Below are 23,501 nucleotides of genomic sequence, written 5' to 3'. Positions count from 1 at the left end.
ATTTAAAATTGCTATTTCTTGAGCTTTTTGTTGTTGTTCTAGTAAAAAATTTTTCATCTTTGTAAGCTGTATTCACCATAGTAGTATAATTATACCATTTATTCACAACTCAAATAGGATTGCTATATAAGTTTATTAATCTCCCAATAATACCTTAATCGCTTTTAACGCCTGACTATGCTTCCCGTTACTAATCTTAGCAAACCAATAATGGGATTCTTCATAACTTATAGCTTTTATTCCTTGGGCAATATTAGCAATTCTTTCTGGTTTAGAAAGTGGTTGAATCGTCTGAAATAAAAAAGCTAAATTTATGCCTGTTTCCTCAGTTAAAACATAAGGACTTTGGCGATTATGACTTAATGTTTTTGGATTATAATTATTTGCTTTTAAATAATCATAAGCTGTTGTGCATTTAATTTGTATAAGTGGAACAGGCATCTTGCCTGTTGCACAAGAGCTCATAATATTATGATTATACAATTTAGCTGTGTAACAGCTTATTTAAGTATAATTTTTATTACAACACAACTTTGCTGCAATTGGAGTATTGCAACAATTCTAAAAAAAAGTCCGCAGGTGCGGACTATGGACATTGGATAAGGTTAAGTTGTCACCAAGAGAGCCTACAAGATGTTAGACTTACTTTGTATTTTTGCTGCAAAAATATGAAAAATCAATACTCTAACTGTAAGTCTTGAGACATAATAGCAGTAATTATGTCTGAGAAATAACACATTTTCTAGTTTATGTAGTTGCTAAGAATTTAATCTTGACATAAGAGTGCATTTAAATATCAAAAACTTGAGACAAAATTCCTGTAATTTTGTCTGTAATTGTGTGGTCATTCAGGAGTGAAGATTGAGGAGTAAAGATGTTGAAAATATTGGTTTACTGAAAAAGCTGACTGCTGAGTAGTAAGATGATAAAAAACCCCATAAGTCATGACTTATGAGGTCTAAAGATTTTTAGGCACAGTTGAGGGCAATACCAGGATGATCATCAGTGAGAGTAGGTCATGTCTCTGCTGATAAAACCGTGGCAAAGTTTGCTCGTGTCTGCAACTTGTAACCTAAAAGCCCACAGGTCAATTACTGGAATACTCTACCAAACATAATCAAAGATATGTAGCCAAATTGGCTTTTTTTAACCTGTGGGTGCTAATAATTATGAGGAAGACTTAACTATTTGGGGTATACCAACTAACTGGTATAGCTTATCTTCAAATTTTTGGCTACATACTGACCAATCAAACTCTAAGATAGAAGGACGAGCTTGTGCAGATAATTGGGCTTTGAGTTCAGGATTTTGCAGTATTGCAATTATCTTCTCGGCGAAATCTTGGGCGTTGTTGGGTTGAGCTAGAAAACCATTATAACCAACTGTTACTTGTTCAGTGGTTGAGGGAGCCATAGCGGCGACTACAGGAGTTCCTGATGCTAAAGCTTCGTTATTTGTAGTGCAGAAGTTTTCCGTTACTGAAGGGTTAATAAAAACATCTGCTCTAGCAAACCATCCTAAAAGTTCAGTACCGTGGGACTCACCCCAAAGCGTTACACCGTGGAGGAATTTTTGAGCGCGACGACGAATTTCTTGATCTAATGGACCGCTACCAACGATGACTAAATGGACATCAGGAATTTGAGCAGCTATCAAGGGATAAGCATCTAAAAGTTGTGTGACATTTTTCTCGGCAGTGATGCGTCCTACAAATAAAATTGTAGGTCTTTTATCGTTAGGAATTGGATCATAACAGATGTTGCGGGGATGGAATTTTTCACAGTTAATTCCTTGATAGGGGACGTATTCACCGCGTAGACATTCTAGTTTTTGGTACTTGGAAAGTTGTTCCCTAGAAGAAAATATATTGAGGGTGTAAGCATTACTAAATTGCTTAACTAATAATGGAATTATGGGACGCATCAATCCGAATAGGAAATCACCTAAATAATATCGGATATAGGCAACGATATCGGTATGAAAAACGGAGATGATGGGTGTTTTAGTACGTTTCGCATAATCAACTCCTACAGGTCTGCCATAACCTTGCAGAAAAACTGAATATAGCCCTCTCATTTGGGCTGCTTCTTCAACTACAATGATATCAGGTTGAAACTTTTCTAGTAATTGAGTATCGCTCCAATGACGATAGTTTAGAGGTTGGGGCAGAGATTTATAGAATATTAGCGGTTCTGTGGGAAAAGCATAGGAGGAAAAGTTGGCAAAAGATTGTAGTTCTTCTAGTCCTGCCATTGGACGTTTCCCAACTTGTTTACTGAACTTATTATTGATTTGTGGGTGAATAAGAAAAACTTCGTGTCCTTGTTCAAGTAACCAATGGACGCGCTGATGTACAGCAACGGATACTCCTGTTAAGAAAGGAGAATATAAGCCAGTAAATAAGGCAATGCGGAGGGTTTGTTTTGTCATTTTTGTTTCAATGATTTTAGTGCTGGTTTCAGGATTTACGCAGCAACTATCATGAAACTTTTGGTTTTTGCGCTGATAATTAATAAAATTCCCAATTATAATTCCCAATCAAATTACAGACAAGCTTCTGAATTTCTATCAAGAGTATGACTAGAGAGAAATTTTCGGATCAATTGGTTGATCTAACCATTGATAAGGATGATATTCAACTAAGCGAATATGCCAGGGACTTTGAATTTTATAGGTAAGTCCTCGCCATGTCACTGTTGACATCCCCAGAGAAGATAACATTGCTAAACCATAAACCCATTGTGTTAAAGGAATAGCAATGAACATTTTGAGGATGTTGGTGAGTGAAATTTCTGGAATTGGTTGTCCTTGAGAGCGAATTATTTCTTGTACTCCTAGTTCCATGACTAGCATTAACAAGAGTAATCCAATTGTGTAGATGCTATAGGATTTAAATAAGGAAAATGCTGTATTCCATTCTGTGGCTAAAAACAATCCTAAAGCTAAGAACAGGGTGAGGGTAGGAAAGAGAATACTGGAAACTGCATCACTGACTAATGCTAACCAATTGGGGTGATAAAGTCGAGAACAAAGTATTAAGCGTTGGAGAGATGGAAATAAAGTAGATAAATTGCTTTCTTCTCGGTTTACCATTAACAAAGAAGGGACAAATTTAATTTTCCATCCGTGTTTTTTGATGACTTTGTGTAGGAGCATATCGTCACCAAATGCTTCTCCCCATTTTTCCAGTATTTCTGTTTGTTGGAGGAGTTGTTTTTTAATTGCTAAACTCCCACCCCACGGAACTTGAAAGAGGAACATTTGCACGACAGTAGAAACGTTACCAGCGTAGCGTATTAAAGAACCCCAATATTTTCCTGTGGGTACATACCAACGGTTTCCTGTTGTTATTCCCACTTTTTCATCGGTGAGGGGACTAACTAATTCTCTTAACCAATTTTTGTGGACGATGGTATCAGCATCTACTAAGGCAATTACTTGGTAAGAGTCATCTAAATCGGAAACTGCTTGTACTAAAGAACTGCATTTGAGACTACAATTATGACGTACTGTTCTGAGGGTGCTAATTTGGAAATTAGTGGCTTTAGTTTCAGCGATGACTTCTTTGGCAATTTTAAAAGCTGGATCTTCTGGACTATCAATGATCAGCTTTAAATCGTACTCTGGGTAGTTTTGATTTAAGAGCGATCGCACACAATTAGGTAAAAATGGATCAGCACCTCGTAAACAAAGAATTACTGCCGTTTTTGGTAGTTGGTTATCTGATAAGAATGGTTGTTTATAGGTTCGCAAATACCATAAAAATATTAGCATTAAACATACCTGAATTACCAGCCAACCTATCAAAGAATTAGACAGAAATGCGGTCAAATCTTTCATTAGTCATTAGTCATGGGGAATAGGGAATAGGGAATAAGGAATAGGTAATAGGTAATAGGTAATAGGTAATAGGTAATTGGTAATTGGTAATTGGTAATGGGGAGGTAAATAACCCAATCACCAGTCACCAGTCACCAGTCACCAGTCACCAGTCACCAGTCACAAATCACCAATTACTTATGGATCAAGGGAATATTTCATGTTGATGTTAATGGTGGTATTTTTAGTCATTTTAAAACTGGCTTGTTTAAATTTTGGTGTACCAGTTTGGATAGAGACAATGGGATTTCTGGAAATACCAAAACCTTCTGTGGGAATACCAAAAAAGTCTTTATTGAGTTTGCGATCGCCATTTTGATCATCAACTACTGCTACTGCATAAGTTCCTGGTTTTAAACCAGAAAATACTTTTTTTACAGAACTACCAGTAATTTTAGTGCAGCCACTTTGAACTTCACTAGAACTACTCATAGGAAAGCCTTTTTCAGAGTTATAAATTCGGAAACAAATTTCACCTGTTTTGTTACTTATTCCATTCACGACTACAGTTAATGCCGTGGTAGTTTGTGCATGGGCAGTGTTAGCACAACTGAAACTTAAAACAGTCGCCAGCAATAGATAAGAAAGGCGAGATATTTTCAACATAAGCTGTGAGATATAGCGTGTGGATTAATTGCTTAAATATTCATTGGACAAACTTAAATTACTGTTAGTTTTGGTTTTGTGGGAACGCAAAATTTTAGCAGCCATCCACAAATCTTTAAGCAATAAAGATTCTGTTCCAGATAGCTTTTTAACAATAATCAAATAACACAATATTTGCTCATATAAATTCAGTGAACTTTGACTGACTGAAAGTAAATATTCTTTGAGAATGCGCCAAGGGGGAAATAAAAGTTTGCCTTTGTTACCTGAATCAAACCAAATTGAATACTCATAGAAATCTGGTAACATATCTAATGAATATTGAGGATCTTTCTGAGTAAAAGACAGGTAACTTGGAAAAAACATACTCAAAGATTGTTGGGGATGAATCCTGGCAAAAAATAAGTATTCGGGAATTTCATAAAACTGGCCAACTGTACCAAGTCTTAATAATAAAATTCCATCTGCATTGCCATAACCACCCATAGGAGTGATTTTTTGTAAGGAACTTTTGCGAATGACTCCATACATTTGATAACAGAGATGTTTAGTGAGTAATTCTTCAAATCTGATCTGTGTTTTTTCTGAGTTAGTATTGAGTTTAATTTCATAGTTTTGGAAAAAATTACCCTGTTCATCAATCAGATATGTGTGGGAATGGCATAAGATATAATGTGGATTTTCCTCAAGTACCTGTATACATTTACTGAGAAAATCAGGAGCGTGTAAATCGTCGTAAGCTGCCCATTTAAAGTATTCACTATTCGATAATTCAAAAACGCGGTTAAAATTACAAGCGCAACCGATATTAGTAGGATTACGATAGTAACGAATGCGATGATCTTGTGCAGCGTAATTTCTACAAATTTCTTCAGTATTATCTGTGGAAGCGTTATCTGAAATAATTAACTCAAAATCACTAAATGTCTGATTTAGCAGAGAATCTAGAGACTGTTTTATAAATTTTTCGCCGTTGTATACAGGTAATCCAATACTTAATTTTGCTTGAGGTTTATACATACGCCATTCCCGACAAAAATATATTACTGAGTAAGCATTCAGCCGTCAGTTATCAGCTATGTAAATGAAAGATTGAAATAAAAAGAATCAAAAGAAATAGATGTAGATAACATTCCTGAACTAAAAACGCCTGAATCCTGGCTATGGGCTGATTACTGATAGCTGAATACTTACATTACTGATTACTTATTTCATCAATTTTTGGATGTCGGTTTTTTGTAACCATTGATGAGTACGTTTCATGCCTTCTTCTAAATCAACTTTGGGTTTATAGTTTAATAAACTTGTAGCTTTAGCAATAGAATAAGCATAAGGACGACTCATAAAGTCTACTGACTCTGGGAGGATATCAGCTTTTTTGCGAAATAGTTTTTGTCCTTGGTTACGCACTTTAAGAAACAATTTCATTTCTTCCTTAGGCAAGGACATGGGAGCAGGTAAACCTTCCATTGCTGCGAGGTGAATAAAATATTCTTTCCAAGAAGTTTTTTCACCATCTGTAATATTAAATATTTCGCCATAAGCTTCTTTTTCTATTGCTAAAAAGATGGCATCAATTAAGTTATCAACATAAAGATGATTCATCACACCTTTACCATCATTGGCATAGGCAAATAATTTTTGACGCATCATTAATACTGGGCGCACTATCCAAGGAATACTACCCGGACCATAAACATCTCCAGCGCGAATTATGATCACTCCAAAATCTGGGGATGAGTTAAGTTTTAAAACTTCTGTTTCTGCTTCAATTTTAGTTTGACAATAGGGGTTATTATCACTAGATAATGTTCCTATTTCGGCAATATTATCGCTATAGTTAAAGCCATAAACTAAGACAGTGGAAAGATGAACAAATGTTTTCACACCTGCTTGTTTAGCAGCTTTAGCTATGTTGACAGTACCTCCTACATTAATTTCTCGAAAACTTTTAATGTCTCCTGCTTCTTCTGCTAGTTGGGCAGTGTGTAAAATAATGTCTACTCCCTGACAAGCTTTTTGGGCTATTTTATCGTCAGTGATGCTACCAACAATAATTTCTACTCCTAAGTTTTGGAGGTTTTTATCCTGTACTTGAGAAGTTTGTAAACCTTTGACTTTCATGCCTTGAGATATTGCTAATTCTGCTGCACGAGAGCCAATAAATTCGTCAGTGCCGGTAATGAGAATGGTTTTGTTTTTGATGTCCATAGTATTGATTAGTGAATATTCTGAGTTAATTTATTGACGATTTAGAAAATATCTGCTGGATCTGCGGAGCGCAGTTTATTAATTGCTAATGCGCCGGAAGTGATGCAAATCAAAACTGTAGAGGTAAGAACAAGTATGGCATTATTAGAAGTCATCACGATGGGTAATTTAGTTGCTTCCATAGCAAAATCATATAAAGCAACTGAAATAATAAATCCTGGGAAATAAGCTAGTAAAGCTAGAATGAGTGCCTGTTGAAAAACTACATTTAATAAATAGCCATTGGCATAACCGATAGCTTTTAAGGTGGCGTAGGCAATAAATTGGGTAGCAATATTGCTATAAAGAATTTGATAAACAATGACTACGCCAACGACAGAAGCCATTGTCAACATTAAGTTTAAAATAAAGCCAATGGGTGTTCTAGAAGCCCAATATTCTTTTTCAAAATCAATGAATTGTTGACGGGTGAAAATCTGGACATCATTAGGTATATTGTCCCGCAAGTTTTTTAACACTTCTTTGGGATCAACACCTGGTTTCAGTTTAACAATACCTACATCTATTTTTTCTGATGGACGTACAAGGGGATTGATTTTTACAAAAGTTGAGTCACTGACAATTAAATTGCCATCGACACCAAAGGAGGGACCTAAACTAAATAAACCCCCTACTCTGACTCGATAACCTTGCAAGGCATCAAATGCGAAAATTTCTATTTTTTGTTCTGTATTTCCTCTCTCAAAATTTTTGGCTATGGGACCAAATTCAGGGCGTGAGGATCTGTCAAATAACATGACATCAGGAATTTTGAGTTTATCTAAATTCTCCTGCACTTCGGGAATATTCATCACTGGTCTACCGGGGTCAAAACCAATGACATAAATAGAATATTTCTCGCCTGTTTCTGGATTTTTTAGCTTTGCAAATTGCAAATACATCGGGCTAACTGATTCTACACCATTAAACCCTAATGTTTGATATAAACGATTGCGATTAAAACTTTGATTTGAGGTCAAAGATTTGTATTGAGAACTAACTAAAAATAAGTCTCCTTTGAGATTTTGATGTACTGCTGTAGCACTAGAATAAAGTGCATCTTGGAAACCAAGTTGAATAAACATCAGCAGCACAATAAAGGCTATTCCGGCTACAGCGACAACAAAACGGAGTTTTTGCTGGGCTAACTGTAGCCATGCTAAAGGTATTTTGATGGTCATATATTTTGTTTTTAGTTATTAGTCATTAGTCATTAGTCATTAGTCATTAGTTAATTCTACCCAATCACCAATCACCAGTCACCAGTCACCAATCACCTACTAATGACTAAATCTGAATAGCAACGTCTACCTGCAAGTTAGTTAAACGAGATACTTTTTGGCTGTCTGCTGGTTGATCAATGGCGATTTTTACTTCGACAATTCTGCGATCTGTATCTGAGTTGGGGTTAAGACTAAAGATGCTTTGTTTGTCAATTTGCCAGCCAATTTCTTTGACTGTTCCCTGTAGTTTTCCTGAAAATGCAGCACTGGTAAGATTAGCTTTTTGTCCAACTCTCACTTTTTGAATATCTGTTTGATAAACTTCAGCAATGACATTCATTTCTGAGGTTTTACCAAGTTCTGCAAAACCAGAAGTTGCTATTACTTCGCCATTTTTGGCATGAATTTTTAATACTCTGCCATCTATGGGGGATTTGATGTAAGTTAATTCGTGATCTGCTTTGGCTTGTTGAACGGCAGTTTCTGCACTTTTAACTTCACTTTCAGCTAATGCCACATCTACACTACGTACTTCTTTGATGCTGTTGAGTTTGGCAGTTGCTTCTTGAATTTGATCTTGTAAGGTGTTTTTGGTTCTTTGCAGTGTCGCTTTTGCTTCTGTTAATTGTTGTTGGGCTGTTTTTAGTTGTAAAGTTTTGGCATCAGCAATGGAAGCAGAAATTGCGCCATCTTTGTATAATTTCTGATAGCGATCGCTCTCTTTTTGAGCATTTTCTACTTCAGCTTGAATGCGGTTAATTGTCGCGTTTTGTACTGCAATTTCACCTTTTAATTGTGATTCTAACCGAGTAATTGTTGCTTTTTGAGCGTTAATATCTCCAGGTTTTGCTCCAGCTTTTACCTGTGCTAGTTTAGATTTAGCAACTAATAATTTATCAAAAGCTTGTTTGATTGCAGTTTTTGAACGTTCATAGTTTTCTAAATAAGCTAATGTTTGTCCTGCTGTTACTTCATCCCCTTCTGCTACTAATAGTTTTTCTACACGCACACCGTTGATGGAATTAGGAGCAGATAAATAAGTAATTTCCCCTTGGGGTTGTAGTCTTCCTAAAGCAGTGACAGCAAATTTTACAGGAGTGGGTTGAGGGGATGGGTTTTCAGTAGCGGGAAGTGGAGAATTAGATTTTCCCCTTAATTGAGAAAAACTGTAGAAAGATCCTAAACCAGCAGTTAACGCAGTTGCAACTACTAGAATAATTTTCCACTGCTTGGTAGCTTTTTTTAATAGTTGGCTTTCTTTATTTACTGCCATATTTTTATTCCCGTTATTTTTGCTCAGGTATAGTTTTAATAGCGAAAATTACCTAAAATAACTTATCCTTTATAATCTGACGTTTAGCTAATGGATAAGTCGCATTACTTGTGTGTATGAATTGTTGTGATAGTTTATAGCAATCTTTACAGGTAACAAGATAAACAGGAAAATCAACAGTGATTGAACTCGGTGATTTAGCTTGCAATTATCATCAGTTTTATCTTTAATTAGCCTTTGATAAAGTAGCGAGAAATACAAGATAGCTAACTAAAAATTTTGTGTTTCCGATAGAACGATTTTCCAGAGAAGTAAATCAAAAAATCTGTAAAAGTTCAATCTAATTCTGCCAAAAAAAATGAATTTTGTCAACAAAGTAAATGGACTTATTTGTTATTGTTACTGAAAATAACTCAAATAATATATTTTCTTGAAAACATGACATAAGAGGTTTATGAATCAACTGTGACATCTGTAGTTTTGTGATCAAATAACGATTGATGTTGTCAAAATATAAAGATTCCATCACAAGTTGCTCCTGTGGTCTTAATACGATTAATTACAGCTACTAAATTAAGATTTGCTTTATAAATAACCAATTTGAGTAACAAACTGAGTTATCTTATAAATTCATCAAATACCACAGCCTAATTATCATGTTTCTCTGAGAAAAAGATATTTATGTTCAAATCAATAATGTGTCTATTTAATGATTTGTTACTGACAAGACAGTTGCTCTAAAATTCATGATAATGCCAGCGTAAATGACAAGAACACACCTAAAACAAAACTTTTATTGTGCAAATTCAAGTAAGGTGCTATACTATGATACCGATAGAATATTGAAAAGTGAGTTCATGAGCCAAAAATATTTTTCAAAACTTACTTTCTGTGAACTATTCTATTTTTTCAAATTGTGTTATTCTTTGTATTAATTCAATAATGAAAAGCAGCAAGTCAATTATTCAATTAGTTGCAAGTAAAAAGGAAAAAATACCTTAACGAAGGCAGGAGGCAGTGGTTCGACACTTCGAGCGTGCTCAGTGCATCGCTTCGCTCTCCAACCGGAGGCAGGAGACCGTTTTTGTAACGGGGATTTATATCCCGCTCCAATAAATTTTCGCCTTAAAAAGCGAAGTTTTAGACCCGATTGTTTCGATAAACAAACTCTGTTCTTATCTCGATAAAACCGTTTAAGTATTTTTTCACATTGTATGGATTTAGAGTCAAGGTGATGTTATTTCTGTAACGAGTTTGGCAGCTTTTATTGGTTGAATGTCATAAAATATATTAACTTATTTTGCTAATCACTGGTAATTTAATGCTCACAAAGATGCTGACATCATATCTACTGTGATTAGACAATTAACCAATTTACTAACCAATTAGTAACCAAACAAGTTCAGAAAATTTTACCAGTTTCTACAATATCCTGAGTTCTTTGGATTGAGTTTTCTAAATCCTGCTGTCTTTTCTCACACACGCCAGTTTTTACTGATAATGTCTCTAAACAAACAAGAAAAGGAAAGACAATATTGTATAGTATCGTTTCAGGTTTATAGTGTTAGCCAATTACATCAAAACACCAAAGAATCCAATTATTAAAATGGGAAATCAAGGCAGTATTTACCGTGTGGTGTTAATGGATGAAAATGCCTGATTTCTTACACAGCTAAATTAACTAATACTGGTAAGAACAAATGGCTTAATTATTTATGTGTAAGCCACAGACGTTTCCGTAAATTCTGTTGCTCAACAATTAACAATCCTCAAAATTACTCTATGCCATGATGTCTGCTGATTCAATTAATACTGCCTTGGCAGAGTTAGAGAGCCTTATTAACAGTTGTGAAAAGGATTTGATTAGGTTTATAGAGGAAAGAAAAATGAAGTCAGAAAATCAAATGTCAACTCACAAAATTAACAGACAATTGCAACAAAATCCTATTGCTATTGTGGGGATGGCTTCTCTATTGCCACAAGCTAGAAACCTAAGACAATACTGGTCAAATATTGTTAATAAAGCTGACTGTATTACTGATGTTCCTGAAACCCATTGGAGCGTCAAAGATTACTACGATCCTAACCCCAGAACTCCAGAAGATAAAACCTATTGTAAACGTGGTGGTTTTCTTCCTGAAGTTGATTTTAACCCGATGGAATTTGGGATTCCTCCCAGCATTTTAGAAGTTACTGATGTCTCGCAACTATTAAGTTTAGTAGTTGCTAAAGAAGCAATGGAAGATGCTGGTTATGGTGAATCTCGTGATTTTAACCGGGAGAATGTGGGGGTTATTTTAGGTGTGGCAATGGCTAAACAATTGGGTATGCCATTATCAGCCAGATTAGAATATCCTGTGTGGGAAAAAGTTCTTAAAAGTAGCGGTTTATCTGACGAAGATACTCAGAAAATAGTCGAAAAAATTAAGAGTGCTTACGTTAAATGGGATGAAAACGCATTCCCTGGAATGTTAGCAAATGTTGTGGCTGGACGTATTGCCAACCGTCTCAATTTTGGCGGTATGAATTGTGTAGTTGATGCTGCTTGTGCTAGTTCCTTTGGTGCTTTAAAAATGTCCATTAGTGAACTGGTAGAACATCGCAGCGATATGATGTTAACCGGTGGTGTGGATACCGATAACACCATCATGGCTTACATTTCTTTTAGCAAAACTCCGGCGGTTTCTCCTAGCGAAAATGTCAAACCTTTTGATGCAAAATCAGATGGGATGATGTTAGGTGAAGGTATCGCTATGTTAGTTCTCAAACGCTTAGAAGATGCCCAAAGAGATGGCGATAAAATCTATGCTGTAATTAAAGGTATTGGTACTTCTAGCGATGGTCGCTACAAGAGTATTTATGCACCACGAAAAGAAGGACAAGTTAAAGCCTTAGAACGTGCTTATAATGATGCTGGTTTTTCGCCGGCAACTGTGGGTTTAATGGAAGCTCACGGTACGGGAACAATGGCGGGAGATCCTACAGAATTTGCCTCTTTACACAGTTTCTTTAGTCAATATGATAACAAGAAACAGCATATTGCTTTAGGTAGTGTAAAATCCCAAATTGGACATACAAAAGCCGCCGCAGGTGCAGCAAGTTTAGTGAAAACTGCCCTAGCTTTACACCACAAGATTTTACCACCAACTATCAATATTACTGAACCAAATCCGAAGCTTGATATTGAAAATTCTTCATTTTATTTAAACACTGAAACTAGACCTTGGATACGTGCAGCAGGTGAAGATCCAAGACGTGCGGGTGTCAGTTCCTTTGGTTTTGGTGGCACTAATTATCACGTAGTTTTGGAAGAATATCAAGGGGAGCAACAAGAGGCTTATCGTTTACATAATGTGGCAAGTGAAATGTTATTATTTGCTACCAATCCTAGTGAATTAATCAATAAGTTAGAAGCAACTTTTAATAACTTGCAATCTAGCGATGGTGATAGATATTATTCACAATTGGTTCTCGAATCTCAATCTCTAAGTATTCCTAAGACTGCGGCGAGAATTGGTTTTGTAGCTGAGAATAAAGCAGAGGCTTGTAAGTTACTCAAAGTTAGTATTGACTTACTGAAAAATAAACAATCTGCAACTTCTTGGGAACATCCACAGGGTATTTATTACCGTGCTTCTGGGATAGAATTAGCTGGAAAAGTTGTGGCTTTATTTTCTGGTCAAGGTTCTCAATACCTAGAAATGGGTAGAGAGGTGGTGATGAATTTCCCAACTTTAAGAAGGTTGTATGGGTTGATGGATGGGTTGTTAAATAAAGATAATTTGCAGCCTATTTCGGAAGTTGTTTTCCCTCATCCAACTTTTAATGAAGCGGAGAAAAACGAGCAAATTGCAGCTTTACAAAGAACAGAATATGCACAGCCGGCAATTGGTGTTTTTAGTGCTGGTTTGTATTCTATTTTCCAACAAGCTGGGTTTCAATCTGATTTTACCGCCGGTCATAGTTTTGGTGAATTAACCGCTTTGTGGGCTGCGGGAGTGTTGAGTGAAGAAGATTATTTGTACTTGGTTAAGTCTAGAGGTCAAGCGATGGCTGCACCGAAAGATCCTGATCATGATGCAGGTAGTATGTTAGCGGTGAAAGAAGATATCAGCAAAGTTGAAGCAGTGCTGAAGAACTTCCCGAAAATTGCGATCGCTAATTTCAATTCTCCCACTCAAATTGTTTTAGCTGGTCCTACTGCGGAAATTCAGAAAATTCACCAGAAGTTTCAAGAGTTAGGATATGGTGCTGTTCCTTTGCCAGTATCCGCCGCGTTCCACACACCTTTAATTGCCTTTGCTCAAAAATCCTTTGCCATTGCAACAAAATCTGTATCCTTCCAAAATCCCAAAGTTCCTGTTTTCAGTAACGTTACTGGTAAACAATATCCTCAAGAACCATCCGCCATTCAAAGAGTATTAGAAAGTCATCTTTCTAGCTCAGTTCACTTCAAACAAGAGATAGAAAATATCTATGCTGCCGGTGGTTATTGCTTCGTAGAATTTGGACCAAAACGCATTCTTACCAACTTGGTAAAAGATATTTTGCGTGAGCGTCCACATATTACTATATCTCTCAATCCTAGCACCCAGAAAAATAGCGATCGCTCTCTCAGAGAAGCAGCAGTACAACTGCGTGTAATTGGTATGACTTTAGGTAATCTTGACCCCTACCAACTACCAGAAACATTACCCACCAAAGAAACCAAAAAAGCCTTAAACGTTAAATTAAGAGGCATTAACTACGTTTCCGATAAAACCAAAAATGCCTTTACCGAAGCACTTAATGATGGTTTCAAAATTCAAGGAGTGCAAGAAATTAAAGAATCTCGGAATTTAGAAGAATCTAAGATTTTAGAAGTTAAAAATTCTGCAACTTCTATAACTCCTGTAACTTCTGTAACTTCTTTCAGCAACGGAAACGGAAATGGTAACGGTAACGGTAACGGCAACAAGAAAACACCAGTAATTACTTCTTTGCAAACAGTTTCTCAGATGAATCCTGCTACACCTGTAAATTTAAATCCAGCCACCAAAGAACAATTATCTAAAGTGCCTTATGCGCTGGCAGAGAGTCTAGGAGGGAATATGGAAACACCAGATAAAAACACCAACTTTCAACAGGTTTTGGAAAGTTTAGAAAACCTCCTCAACCAGTTTCAAAATAATCAAAGTGATAACTTAGAAATTCACGGCACATATTTAAATCATCAAATGGAATATGCGAAAACATTTTTCCAATTGATGCAGCAACAAAATGCCCTGTTAATGAACAGTCAAGCTGCTGAAACTGCCCAAATTAAACAATCAATCATGGAAAGTTTCGAGCGCAGCATGGTGCAATTTCACAACCAACAAGCCGAAACTCTCCGCATCCATGAACAATATTTGCGGGAACAAGTAGAATACACCAAAAACTTCTTCCAGCTTATTCAACAAGAATATTCATTACTAATTGACGGTACAGAAACCGCACCTGTCATTCCCCCACAATTTACCGAAACACACACCCAAAGTCTACGGGAATTTATCCCCCAAAACCCAGAACCAACTATTACAGAAACAGTTGTTACTCCTGTTAACAAAATAGTAGAAACTCCTGAACCAGTAATAGAACCTATAACTCAAACTGCACCTGTAATAGAACAAGTTCCCATTACAAAAATTGCTGAACCTGTAATAGAAAATAAACCCGAACCAGTTGCACCTGTAGCATTAATTTCTGAGCCAACAAAACCCGCAGTTAATATTGATGAACTAGGTAAAAATCTCCTAGCAATTACTAGCGAAAAAACAGGTTATCCCATCGAAATGTTAGAATTTGACATGGACATGGAAGCCGACCTGGGAATTGACTCCATCAAACGGGTAGAAATCTTAGGAGGATTGCAAGAATTATATCCTGATTTACCCAAACCAAACTTAGAAGAACTGGCAGAAAAACGCACCATCGGGCAAATAGTTGAATATCTAGGAAAACAGGTTACGGTTAACAGTTCAGAAGTAAAAAATGAGGTGAAAGGTGACAGTTTACAGGTGATAGAAGAGGTGACAGGTTACAGGTTACAGGTGACAGAAATAGAGGAAGTAAAACAAGATTTAGTCATTATTCCCCAGTCCCCAGTCCCCAGTACCAAACACCCGGATATAGCCGAAACCCTGTTAAGAATTACCAGTGAAAAAACAGGCTATCCAGTAGAAATGTTAGAACTAGACATGGACATGGAAGCTGACCTGGGAATTGACTCCATCAAACGGGTAGAAATATTAGGAGGAATGCAAGAAGCGTACCCCGATTTACCCAAACCAAACATCGAAGAATTAGGCGACCTGCGAACAATTGGACAGATAGTTAACTACCTCCAAAAACTGGTGGCAGGTGAAAAAAAAAAGCTTGATTCTTACCAGATAGAAACACAAACAGAAACAATAAAAAAAGTGGTGGACTTAACCCCACCACTACCAGCAGACCCAAATTTACCTCGTCGTCCAGCCAAACTCAAAACATTACCCAGACCTGATTTTTGGGAATATAAACTCCCAGAAGGACACATTGGATTAATCACAGATGACGGTTCTTTAACTACAACAAAATTAGCCCACGCGCTAATAGAAAAAGGTTGGAAAGTAGTAGTTTTGAGTTTCCCCCAATCAATAGTTCCAGAACAGTCACCATTACCAGTAGGAGTTACCCGCCTCACCTTAGCAAACATGAGTGAAGAACACCTACAACTACTACTGCAAAGTATAACTATTCAACATGGAAAGATTGGGGCATTTATTCACCTACATCCACAATTCACAACCGCAAATCTCGGCTATTCAGAAACAGAAAAAGCGATTGTCAAACACATCTTTTTAATGGCAAAACATCTCAAACAATCGCTGACCACAGCCGCCGAATTAGAAGGAAGAGTTAGCTTTTGTACAGTTGCCCATCTTGACGGTGCATTTGGATTAGACTACACAGAAAACTTCGGAATTATCGGCGCAGGATTATTTGGATTAACCAAGAGTTTGAGATGGGAATGGCCAAAAGTCTTCTTGAGAGCAATTGATTTACATCCCAACTTAGACCCACATCAATCAGCAGAATATATTGTGGGAGAATTGTACGATTCTAACCGATATATTGGTGAAGTTGGTTATAGCTCAAAGGGAAGAGTAACGCTTGTAGCTGAAGCCGAATAACCTGCAAGGTGGGCAATGCCCACCACACAAAGAAATTGTGTTTCGCGCAAAGATGCAAAGGAGCAAAGACGCAAAGGTAAATATTACTTATTTCCTAAGTACCTCTATTCTTCTTTCTCTTCTTCCTCTCTTCCTTCGTGTCCTTTGCGCCCTTCGTGGTTCAATAAATCTTCTCTTTGCGCCTTTGCGTCTTTGCGTGAGAAAAAAATAAATTTATTCATCAACACAGAATCAATTATAAAGTTGAATTATGACAGCAACACTTCAAGTTAGCCCATCATCTGTATTTGTTGTCAGTGGTGGAGCAAAGGGAATCACTGCACAATGCACAATTAAATTAGCCCAAAATCAACCTTGTAAATTCATTCTTTTAGGTCGTTCAGAAATTACAGAAGAACCAGATTATACCCGTGATTGTTTAGAAGAACCAGCTTTGAAAAAACGCATCATGGAAAATTTGATTTCTCAAGGTAAGAAACCAACACCCATGATGGTACAAAAGATATTTAATCAAATTACTTCCAGCAGAGAAATTAAAAAGACTTTAGCCGCAATTGAAGCAGCAGGGGGAAAGGCTGAATATATCAGCGTTGATGTGACTGATACAGTAGCATTACAAGAAAAACTTAATACTGTTGCTCAAAAGTTTGGGCAAATTACAGGTATTATTCACGGTGCTGGAAATTTAGCAGATAAGTTAATTGAAAAGAAAACATCTGAGGATTTTGAAAAAGTTTATACTGCCAAAGTTCAAGGTTTACAAAATTTACTCAATTGCATTCATCCTGAACAATTACAGCATTTAGTTTTGTTTTCTTCCGTGACTGGTTTTTATGGGAATATTGGTCAAAGTGATTATGCTATAGCTAACGAAATTCTCAACAAATCAGCCCACCAATTTAAAAAACATTATCCCCAAACTCATGTAGTCGCAATTAACTGGGGTGGTTGGGATAGTGGGATGGTGACACCACAATTGAAAAAAGCATTTGCTGAACGTGGAATTGATATTATTCCCGTAGAAATCGGTACACAAATGTTAGTTAATGAACTCCATCCCGCCTTTCAAAATCAATCCCAGGTGGTGATTGGTAGTCCCATGAATTTACCACCCACACCCCTAGAAAGCGAACTAAAAAGTTATCGTCTCCGCAGACGGATGACATTAGCAGAAAATCCCTTTTTATATGATCATACCATTGCCGGGGTGCAAGTATTACCAGCTACCTGTGCCATGTCTTGGATGATTCATGCTTGTGAAGAAATTTATCCAGGTTATCGCTACTTAAATTGCAAAGAATTTAAAGTCTTAAAGGGAATATCCTTTAATTCCACCCTCGCAGATGAATACATTTTAGAAATTCAAGAACTATCAAAAGCTGATGGTGAATTTATAGAATTTCAAACCAAAATATTGAGTAAAAATGCTCAAGGTAAAACCCATTTTCATTTCTCTGCTATCATCAGAGTAGTGGGTAAAATGCCAGAAGCGCCAATCTATGAAGCAATGAATCTCACAGAAGATAACATCATTACCACTATAGGTAAAGAATTTTATCAAAATGGCGATTCATCCTTATTTCATGGACCAGCTTTCCAGGAAATTACCAGGGTATTAAATGTTAACCCTAATAAAATTACCGTCGAGTGTTGCTGGCAAGAAATATCTGAACAAGCACAAGGACAATTTCCCGTTAAATGGCATAATCCCTATACCACAGATATCAGTACCCAATCACTTTGGATATGGTTAAACCACTTTCATCAAGAAGTATGTTTACCAGGACAATTAACGTATTCAGAACAATTTTTAGCAGTACCTTGTAATTTACCATTTTATGTTTCCTGCGAAGTAGAAAATAAAACAGATACAGGAGTAACAGCCAACTTTATCTTACACAGTCGAGAAGGAAAAATATACTCCCGCATTTTAGGAGCAAAAGCAGTCATTTGGCCGATGAAAATGTTAAGTAAGAAATAGATAGATAAAGAAATTGTAGGTTGGGTTAAGCGACAGCGCAACCCAACAACATCAACAAAATGTTGGTTTTTCTCATGTTGGGTTGACGTAAGGAAACCCAACCTACAATTAAAACTTTGAACCACGTTTGGGGGAATCGCGTAAATCCTTAGAAACTTGGGAAAAGAAGTAAAAATCTCTCTCTCTGCGCCTCTGCGCCTCTGCGTGAGAAACTTACTTCTTTCCCTCCTACCCCAACGAGGATTTCAACAGTGGAAAAAATAGCCATTATCGGATTATCCTGCCTCTTTCCAGACGCAAACAATCCTGAGCAATTTTGGCAGAATCTCAGCGCAGAAAAAGACTCAACTTCTGATATTAGCGTAACCGAATTAGGTTTAGATCCTAGCATATTCTACGATAAAACCAAAGGCAAACCGGAAAAATTCTACTTTTTAAAAGGTGGATTTATCCGTAACTTTGACTTTAACCCCAACGAATATAATTTACCTGGGGAATTTGTCCAAAGTCTGGACAATACTTTTAAATGGTCACTGTATGCAGCTAAACAAGCAATTATTAACAGTGGCTATTGGGGAAATCAATCTGCACTCTCTGAATGTGGCGTAATTTTAGGAACTCTCGCTTTACCAACTAAAGCATCAAATCAATTGTTTGCCCCTATTTATCAGCAAACAATAGAACCTGCAATTAGTGAACTTTTACAGGAAAAAGATTTCCGTTTAGGTGGTACATTAACCGCAGCTAAAGCATCACCCTATAATGCAATGGTTTCCGGTTTACCTGCTGCCATAATTTCCCGCGCTTTTAATCTTTCTGGAACTCATTTTTGTATAGATGCTGCCTGTTCATCATCATTTTATGCCATTAAATTAGCATCCCATTATCTGCAATCAAGTAAAGCAGATTTAATGTTAGCTGGTGCTATTAGTTGTTCAGATCCGTTGTTTTTAAGAATGTTATTTTCAGGTATTCAAGGATATCCAGAAAATGGCATTAGTCGCCCTCTTGATAAGTCATCACGGGGTTTAATTACCTCCGAAGGCATTGGGATGTTAATGTTAAAAAGATATGGTGATGCTGTCAGAGATGGGGACAAAATTTTAGCAACAATCTGCGGTAATGGTTTATCTAATGATGGCAAAGGTAAACATCTTTTAAGTCCTAATGCTCAAGGGCAAATGACAGCCTATCAAAGAGCTTATGACGAAGCAAAACTTAACCCCCAAGAAATAGATTATTTAGAGTGTCATGCAACCGGCACTCTCTTAGGAGATACCACCGAATCTAACTCTATTGAAGGATTTTTTGGCGCGAAAAATGCCAAACCCTTAGTAGGTTCAACTAAAAATAATATCGGTCATTTACTCGTTGCTGCCGGCATGGTGGGGATTACAAAAACGATTTTAGGAATGTCTAATAATGTCATCCCTGCAACTATTAATGTCAGTGAGCCGATGGGTTCTGAAAATAATGTGATATCGCCTCAAAACATTGTCAGAACCGCCACACCGTGTCCGAGTAAAGAAACTAAGCGTGTAGCTTTGAGTGCATTTGGATTTGGTGGAACAAACTCTCATTTAATTATTGAGCATAATTCTTGAGCAAGGGGAAGTCAGATAATGAATAATCAAGAAAGAATGAACGCGCAAATGGCTGCAAAAATGGCGATTGTGGGCATGGATGCCTTTTTTGGGGAATGTGATGGTTTAGATGCCTTTGAGGGCAGTATTTACGACGGAAAACAACATTTTATTCCCTTACCTGAAAAAAGATGGCATGGGATTAATGAACAAGAAAAATTATTGCAAGGTTACGGTTTAGAAGCAGGAACAGTACCCAACGGTGCATACATTAAAGATTTTGAAATTGACACATTAGCTTACAAAATTCCGCCCAACGAAGTTGAACAACTCAACCCGCAGCAAACTTTACTATTAAAAGTGTGCGATCGCGCCCTCAAAGATGGTAACATTCAACCTAATAGTAATGTCGCTGTCATTATCGCCGCTGATATAGAATTATCTGTACATCAATTACAACAACGGTGGAATTCTTCTTGGCAATTAAAAGATGGTTTGAATGCTGCGGAAATTGCCTTACCACCAGAAAAAATCACCCAACTAGAAAACATAGTAAAAGATAGCATTCACCATCAAGTTGATATTGGCGAATATCTCAGTTATGTCGGCAATATCATGGCCAGTCGAGTTTCTTCTTTGTGGAATTTCTCTGGTCCATCCTTCACTATTAACGCCGTAGAAACTGCCACTTTTAAAGCTTTAGAATTAGCAGAAATGCTATTAGCAACTCACGAAGTTGAAGCAGTAGTTGTAGGTGCTGTTGACTTAGCTGGGGGTGTAGAAAATGTCTTCCTGAGAAGTCAATTTGGTAAACTAAATACAGGCATAAATACCCTCAGTTTTGACCAAAATGCAGACGGTTGGAATGTGGGAGAAGGTGCAGGTGCGGTAGTTTTGCAGAGACATGATACCGCATTGCAAAACAATCAACGCATCTATGCAGTCATTGATGGTTTAAGTATTGGTCAATCTCCTGCAATGGCGATAAATGCAGATACCATCAATCAAGTCTGCAAACAAGCATTAAAACAAGCCTGCATCCAACCCCAAGAGGTCAATTACTTAGAAGTCTGCGGTAGTGGCATACCCCAAGAGGACGAAGCAGAAATTCAGGGTATGCTGCAAGCTTATCCTTCGGTGGGAGATGGTTTACACTGTGCCATTGGTAGCGTCAAAGCTAATATTGGTCATACTTTCGTGGCTTCTGGTATTGCCAGTTTAATCAAAACTGCCCTGAGTCTGTACTATAAATATATACCAGCAACCCCCAACTGGTCAGGTGTGAAAACACCGCAAGTATGGGAAGGAAGCCCCTTTTATGTTGCTACCGAGTCTCGACCTTGGTTTTTACAAAAAGAGGTCAAATGTCGAATTTCTGCTATTAACAGTATTGGTTGTGACGGTTCTTTTGCTCACGTTATTTTATCAGAAGAAACCCAACAGGAAGAACGCAATAGCAGATATTTAGAATCACGCCCCTATCATCTTTTTCCTATCAATGGAAATGATGAAACTAGCTTATTAACTGCGTTAAATAACCTAGAAAAAACCATTGAAACTGCTGAATGTTTGAAAACCACAGCCAGTCAAACATTTATCAATTTTCAACAACAACCTAACGCCAATTATACCTTATCTATCACCGGACGCAACCACAAAGAACTCCTCAAAGAAATCAATTCTGCCAAAAAAGGTGTAACCAATGCCTTTGTAAATGGCAAAGATTGGGTGACACCCATTGGTAGTTATTTTACACCCAAACCATTAGGAAAAAATGGCGAAATTGCCTTTGTTTATCCTGCGGCTGTTAACACTTATGTAGGAATTGGACGGACATTATTCCGACTATTTCCTAAAGCCTTTGATGACGTAATTGTTAAAAGTTTGTACAAACGGGCAGCCGATGTTGAAAAATTAGTATTTCCCAGAAGTCTGAAAAAACTAACTACCAGAGAACTAGAAACACTAGAAAAGAAATTGTTAGATGATTCTCTGGCTATGTTTGAAGCAGAAATGCTCTTTACGAGATTCATCACCACAATTATTAGCGATGACTTCCAAATTAAACCCAAATATATCTTTGGTTATAGCTTAGGTGAAACCAGTATGATGGTTGCCCAAGGAGTTTGGAGCAACTTCTATCAAGGAAGTAACACCTTCAACTCATCATCATTATTTGGTGATAGATTATCAGGACAAAAAAATGCAGTCAGAGAGTATTGGGGACTACCAAAAAATTCCGCAAATCATGATAATAATTTGTGGAGTAACTACGTTTTAATGTCTACACCTGACCAAGTTAGAGAAGTTTTAAAAGGTGAAAATCGTGTCTACCTCACCCAAATTAATACACGAGAAGAAGTATTAATTGCCGGTGAACCAGCAGCGTGTGAAAGAGTGATCAAAAAATTAGGATGTAACGCTTTTCCTGCACCTTTTGACCACGTTATTCACGCTCCAGCGATGCAGTCAGAATACCCAGAACTATTCCGACTCAACAACTTACCAGCACAAAAAATTTCCGGAGTTACCTGTTATTCTGCGGCAGAATATCAACCAATTACCTTAGAAAGTGAAGTAATTGCCCATAATATCGCCAAAGGATTATGTCAGGAATTAGACTTTCCTCGCTTAGTCAATCGAGTTTATCAAGACGGTGCAAAAGTATTTATTGAAGCTGGTGCTGGTGGTATTTGTTCACGGTGGATAGATAAAATTCTCAGCAACCAAGAACACATTAACGTATCCTTAAATCGTCGTGGCTTAGATGACCATACATCAATAGTCAAGGCATTAGCAAAACTGCTCAGTCATGGAGTTAAATTAGATATTTCTCCCCTGTATAACCTCTCCCTAGCAACCACCAAACAAAACAAAGCAACATTGAGAAAAGTAACACTAGGTGGCAACTCTATCACGGCCGAAATTTTAAAAGCAGAAAACCGCCAACTGTTCCAAAAAGATACACATCAAAAACCGGAATCAAACACCAATTATCGAGAGTATAAAATCATTAACTCTCTCAAACCATCTTACCAAATTCAACCCCAAGACATTTACCCAGAACCAGAAAAAACGGCCATAAAACCGCTCATGGATAACCGTTTTCAACCCCAAGAAGCATTAAACTTTTCAGAATTAACCTGCACTCAAAAACCCACACCTAAAAAATTACCTCGTAAAATTCACATGAACGATTTAAAAATAGCTCAGTATCAAAAACTGACCAATAACAACTCCAAATTAACAAAAGCACACACCAGCTTTTTAGAAGCTAGAAAAGACTTCAGCCAACAAATGAGCGAAATTATCAAACTGCAATTAGCTTGCGCTCAAAACTTACTGCAACAGGAAAAATAATAGTTAGCATTCAGCTATCAGTAAGATGGTAGAAATTAATCCTATCCTACTGTTAGAATACCTGAATTTTGAATAACTAACCGCAGAGGCGCAGAGAACGCAGAGAAAAAAATTAATGCTTTATTCTCTTCCTTTCTTCCTTTCTTCCTTTGC

The 23,501-nt window shown here is 37.1% G+C and carries 13 protein-coding genes; 5 read left to right on the top strand and 8 right to left on the bottom strand.

All coding sequences use genetic code 11. The annotated features are described in order from the left end of the window. Positions 1-135: 135 nt before the first annotated feature. The 3 genes from FFR48_RS05020 to FFR48_RS05010 form a co-directional block, all read right to left on the bottom strand. Complete coding sequence (locus FFR48_RS05020) at positions 136-441, bottom strand: DUF7680 family protein (protein ID WP_236103994.1); 306 nt, start codon at positions 439-441, stop codon at positions 136-138. 726 nt (positions 442-1,167) lie between these two features. Next, the gene (locus FFR48_RS05015) at positions 1,168-2,430 is read right to left on the bottom strand and encodes a glycosyltransferase (RefSeq protein WP_096572878.1); all 1,263 of its coding nucleotides are present in this window, start codon (positions 2,428-2,430) and stop codon (positions 1,168-1,170) included. 150 nt (positions 2,431-2,580) lie between these two features. After that, the gene (locus tag FFR48_RS05010; protein WP_137666570.1) at positions 2,581-3,840 is read right to left on the bottom strand and encodes a glycosyltransferase family 2 protein; all 1,260 of its coding nucleotides are present in this window, start codon (positions 3,838-3,840) and stop codon (positions 2,581-2,583) included. Positions 3,841-3,923: 83 nt separating this feature from the next. Here FFR48_RS05010 and FFR48_RS30000 point away from each other — a divergent pair, with 83 nt between their 5' ends. After that, entirely contained in the window at positions 3,924-4,046 is a 123-nt protein-coding gene (locus tag FFR48_RS30000; protein WP_268932407.1) for a hypothetical protein, read from the top strand. Here the strand turns inward: FFR48_RS30000 and FFR48_RS05005 are convergent. From FFR48_RS05005 to FFR48_RS04985, 5 genes are all read right to left on the bottom strand, one after another. Continuing rightward, complete coding sequence (locus FFR48_RS05005) at positions 4,018-4,485, bottom strand: DUF2141 domain-containing protein (RefSeq protein WP_137666569.1); 468 nt, start codon at positions 4,483-4,485, stop codon at positions 4,018-4,020. The genes FFR48_RS30000 and FFR48_RS05005 overlap by 29 nt on opposite strands. Before the next feature lie 24 nt (positions 4,486-4,509). After that, positions 4,510-5,505, bottom strand: coding sequence for a glycosyltransferase family 2 protein (locus tag FFR48_RS05000; RefSeq protein WP_137666568.1), 996 nt, complete (start codon positions 5,503-5,505; stop codon positions 4,510-4,512). A 186-nt stretch (positions 5,506-5,691) separates the two neighbouring features. After that, positions 5,692-6,696 carry an NAD-dependent epimerase/dehydratase family protein gene (locus tag FFR48_RS04995; RefSeq protein ID WP_096572235.1) on the bottom strand — a complete coding sequence of 335 codons (1,005 nt, stop codon included), beginning with the start codon at positions 6,694-6,696 and terminating at the stop codon, positions 5,692-5,694. 41 nt (positions 6,697-6,737) lie between these two features. Beyond that, on the bottom strand, positions 6,738-7,916 hold the full coding sequence (devC, locus tag FFR48_RS04990) for an ABC transporter permease DevC (protein ID WP_137666567.1): 1,179 nt from the start codon (positions 7,914-7,916) through the stop codon (positions 6,738-6,740). A 106-nt stretch (positions 7,917-8,022) separates the two neighbouring features. Further along, a complete protein-coding gene (locus FFR48_RS04985) occupies positions 8,023-9,231 on the bottom strand; it encodes an ABC exporter membrane fusion protein (RefSeq protein ID WP_137666566.1) in 1,209 nt (402 codons plus the stop codon). A 1,790-nt stretch (positions 9,232-11,021) separates the two neighbouring features. On the opposite strand from FFR48_RS04985, the gene FFR48_RS04980 reads away from it, so the two are divergent. The 4 genes from FFR48_RS04980 to FFR48_RS04965 all read left to right on the top strand — a co-directional run bounded on the left by FFR48_RS04980 (position 11,022) and on the right by FFR48_RS04965 (position 23,348). Beyond that, complete coding sequence (locus tag FFR48_RS04980; RefSeq protein WP_137666573.1) at positions 11,022-16,424, top strand: type I polyketide synthase; 5,403 nt, start codon at positions 11,022-11,024, stop codon at positions 16,422-16,424. A 250-nt stretch (positions 16,425-16,674) separates the two neighbouring features. Further along, entirely contained in the window at positions 16,675-18,405 is a 1,731-nt protein-coding gene (locus FFR48_RS04975) for an SDR family NAD(P)-dependent oxidoreductase (RefSeq protein ID WP_137666565.1), read from the top strand. A 251-nt stretch (positions 18,406-18,656) separates the two neighbouring features. Next, the gene (locus tag FFR48_RS04970; protein WP_137666564.1) at positions 18,657-20,009 is read left to right on the top strand and encodes a beta-ketoacyl [acyl carrier protein] synthase domain-containing protein; all 1,353 of its coding nucleotides are present in this window, start codon (positions 18,657-18,659) and stop codon (positions 20,007-20,009) included. Between the two features lie 18 nt (positions 20,010-20,027). Further along, positions 20,028-23,348 (top strand): PfaB family protein, encoded by a 3,321-nt coding sequence (locus FFR48_RS04965; protein ID WP_236103993.1) that lies wholly within the window; start codon positions 20,028-20,030, stop codon positions 23,346-23,348. The last annotated feature ends 153 nt before the right edge of the window (positions 23,349-23,501 follow it).

The organism is Sphaerospermopsis reniformis, from assembly GCF_005402885.1.
GTDB lineage: Bacteria > Cyanobacteriota > Cyanobacteriia > Cyanobacteriales > Nostocaceae > Sphaerospermopsis > Sphaerospermopsis kisseleviana.
Note: the sequence above shows the minus strand (reverse complement) of the source record. Positions and strands in the feature narration are given on the sequence as shown.

What these genes read in the sequence shown, in the direction of transcription:
- FFR48_RS05020 (WP_236103994.1), bottom strand. Translation starts at nt 441, where the DNA reads ATGCCTGTTCCACTTATACAAATTAAATGCACAACAGCTTATGATTAT.
- FFR48_RS04980 (WP_137666573.1), top strand. Translation starts at nt 11,022, where the DNA reads ATGTCTGCTGATTCAATTAATACTGCCTTGGCAGAGTTAGAGAGCCTT.
- FFR48_RS04985 (WP_137666566.1), bottom strand. Translation starts at nt 9,231, where the DNA reads ATGGCAGTAAATAAAGAAAGCCAACTATTAAAAAAAGCTACCAAGCAG.
- FFR48_RS05000 (WP_137666568.1), bottom strand. Translation starts at nt 5,505, where the DNA reads ATGTATAAACCTCAAGCAAAATTAAGTATTGGATTACCTGTATACAAC.
- FFR48_RS05015 (WP_096572878.1), bottom strand. Translation starts at nt 2,430, where the DNA reads ATGACAAAACAAACCCTCCGCATTGCCTTATTTACTGGCTTATATTCT.
- FFR48_RS05005 (WP_137666569.1), bottom strand. Translation starts at nt 4,485, where the DNA reads ATGTTGAAAATATCTCGCCTTTCTTATCTATTGCTGGCGACTGTTTTA.
- FFR48_RS04975 (WP_137666565.1), top strand. Translation starts at nt 16,675, where the DNA reads ATGACAGCAACACTTCAAGTTAGCCCATCATCTGTATTTGTTGTCAGT.
- FFR48_RS04965 (WP_236103993.1), top strand. Translation starts at nt 20,028, where the DNA reads ATGAATAATCAAGAAAGAATGAACGCGCAAATGGCTGCAAAAATGGCG.
- devC (WP_137666567.1), bottom strand. Translation starts at nt 7,916, where the DNA reads ATGACCATCAAAATACCTTTAGCATGGCTACAGTTAGCCCAGCAAAAA.
- FFR48_RS05010 (WP_137666570.1), bottom strand. Translation starts at nt 3,840, where the DNA reads ATGAAAGATTTGACCGCATTTCTGTCTAATTCTTTGATAGGTTGGCTG.
- FFR48_RS04995 (WP_096572235.1), bottom strand. Translation starts at nt 6,696, where the DNA reads ATGGACATCAAAAACAAAACCATTCTCATTACCGGCACTGACGAATTT.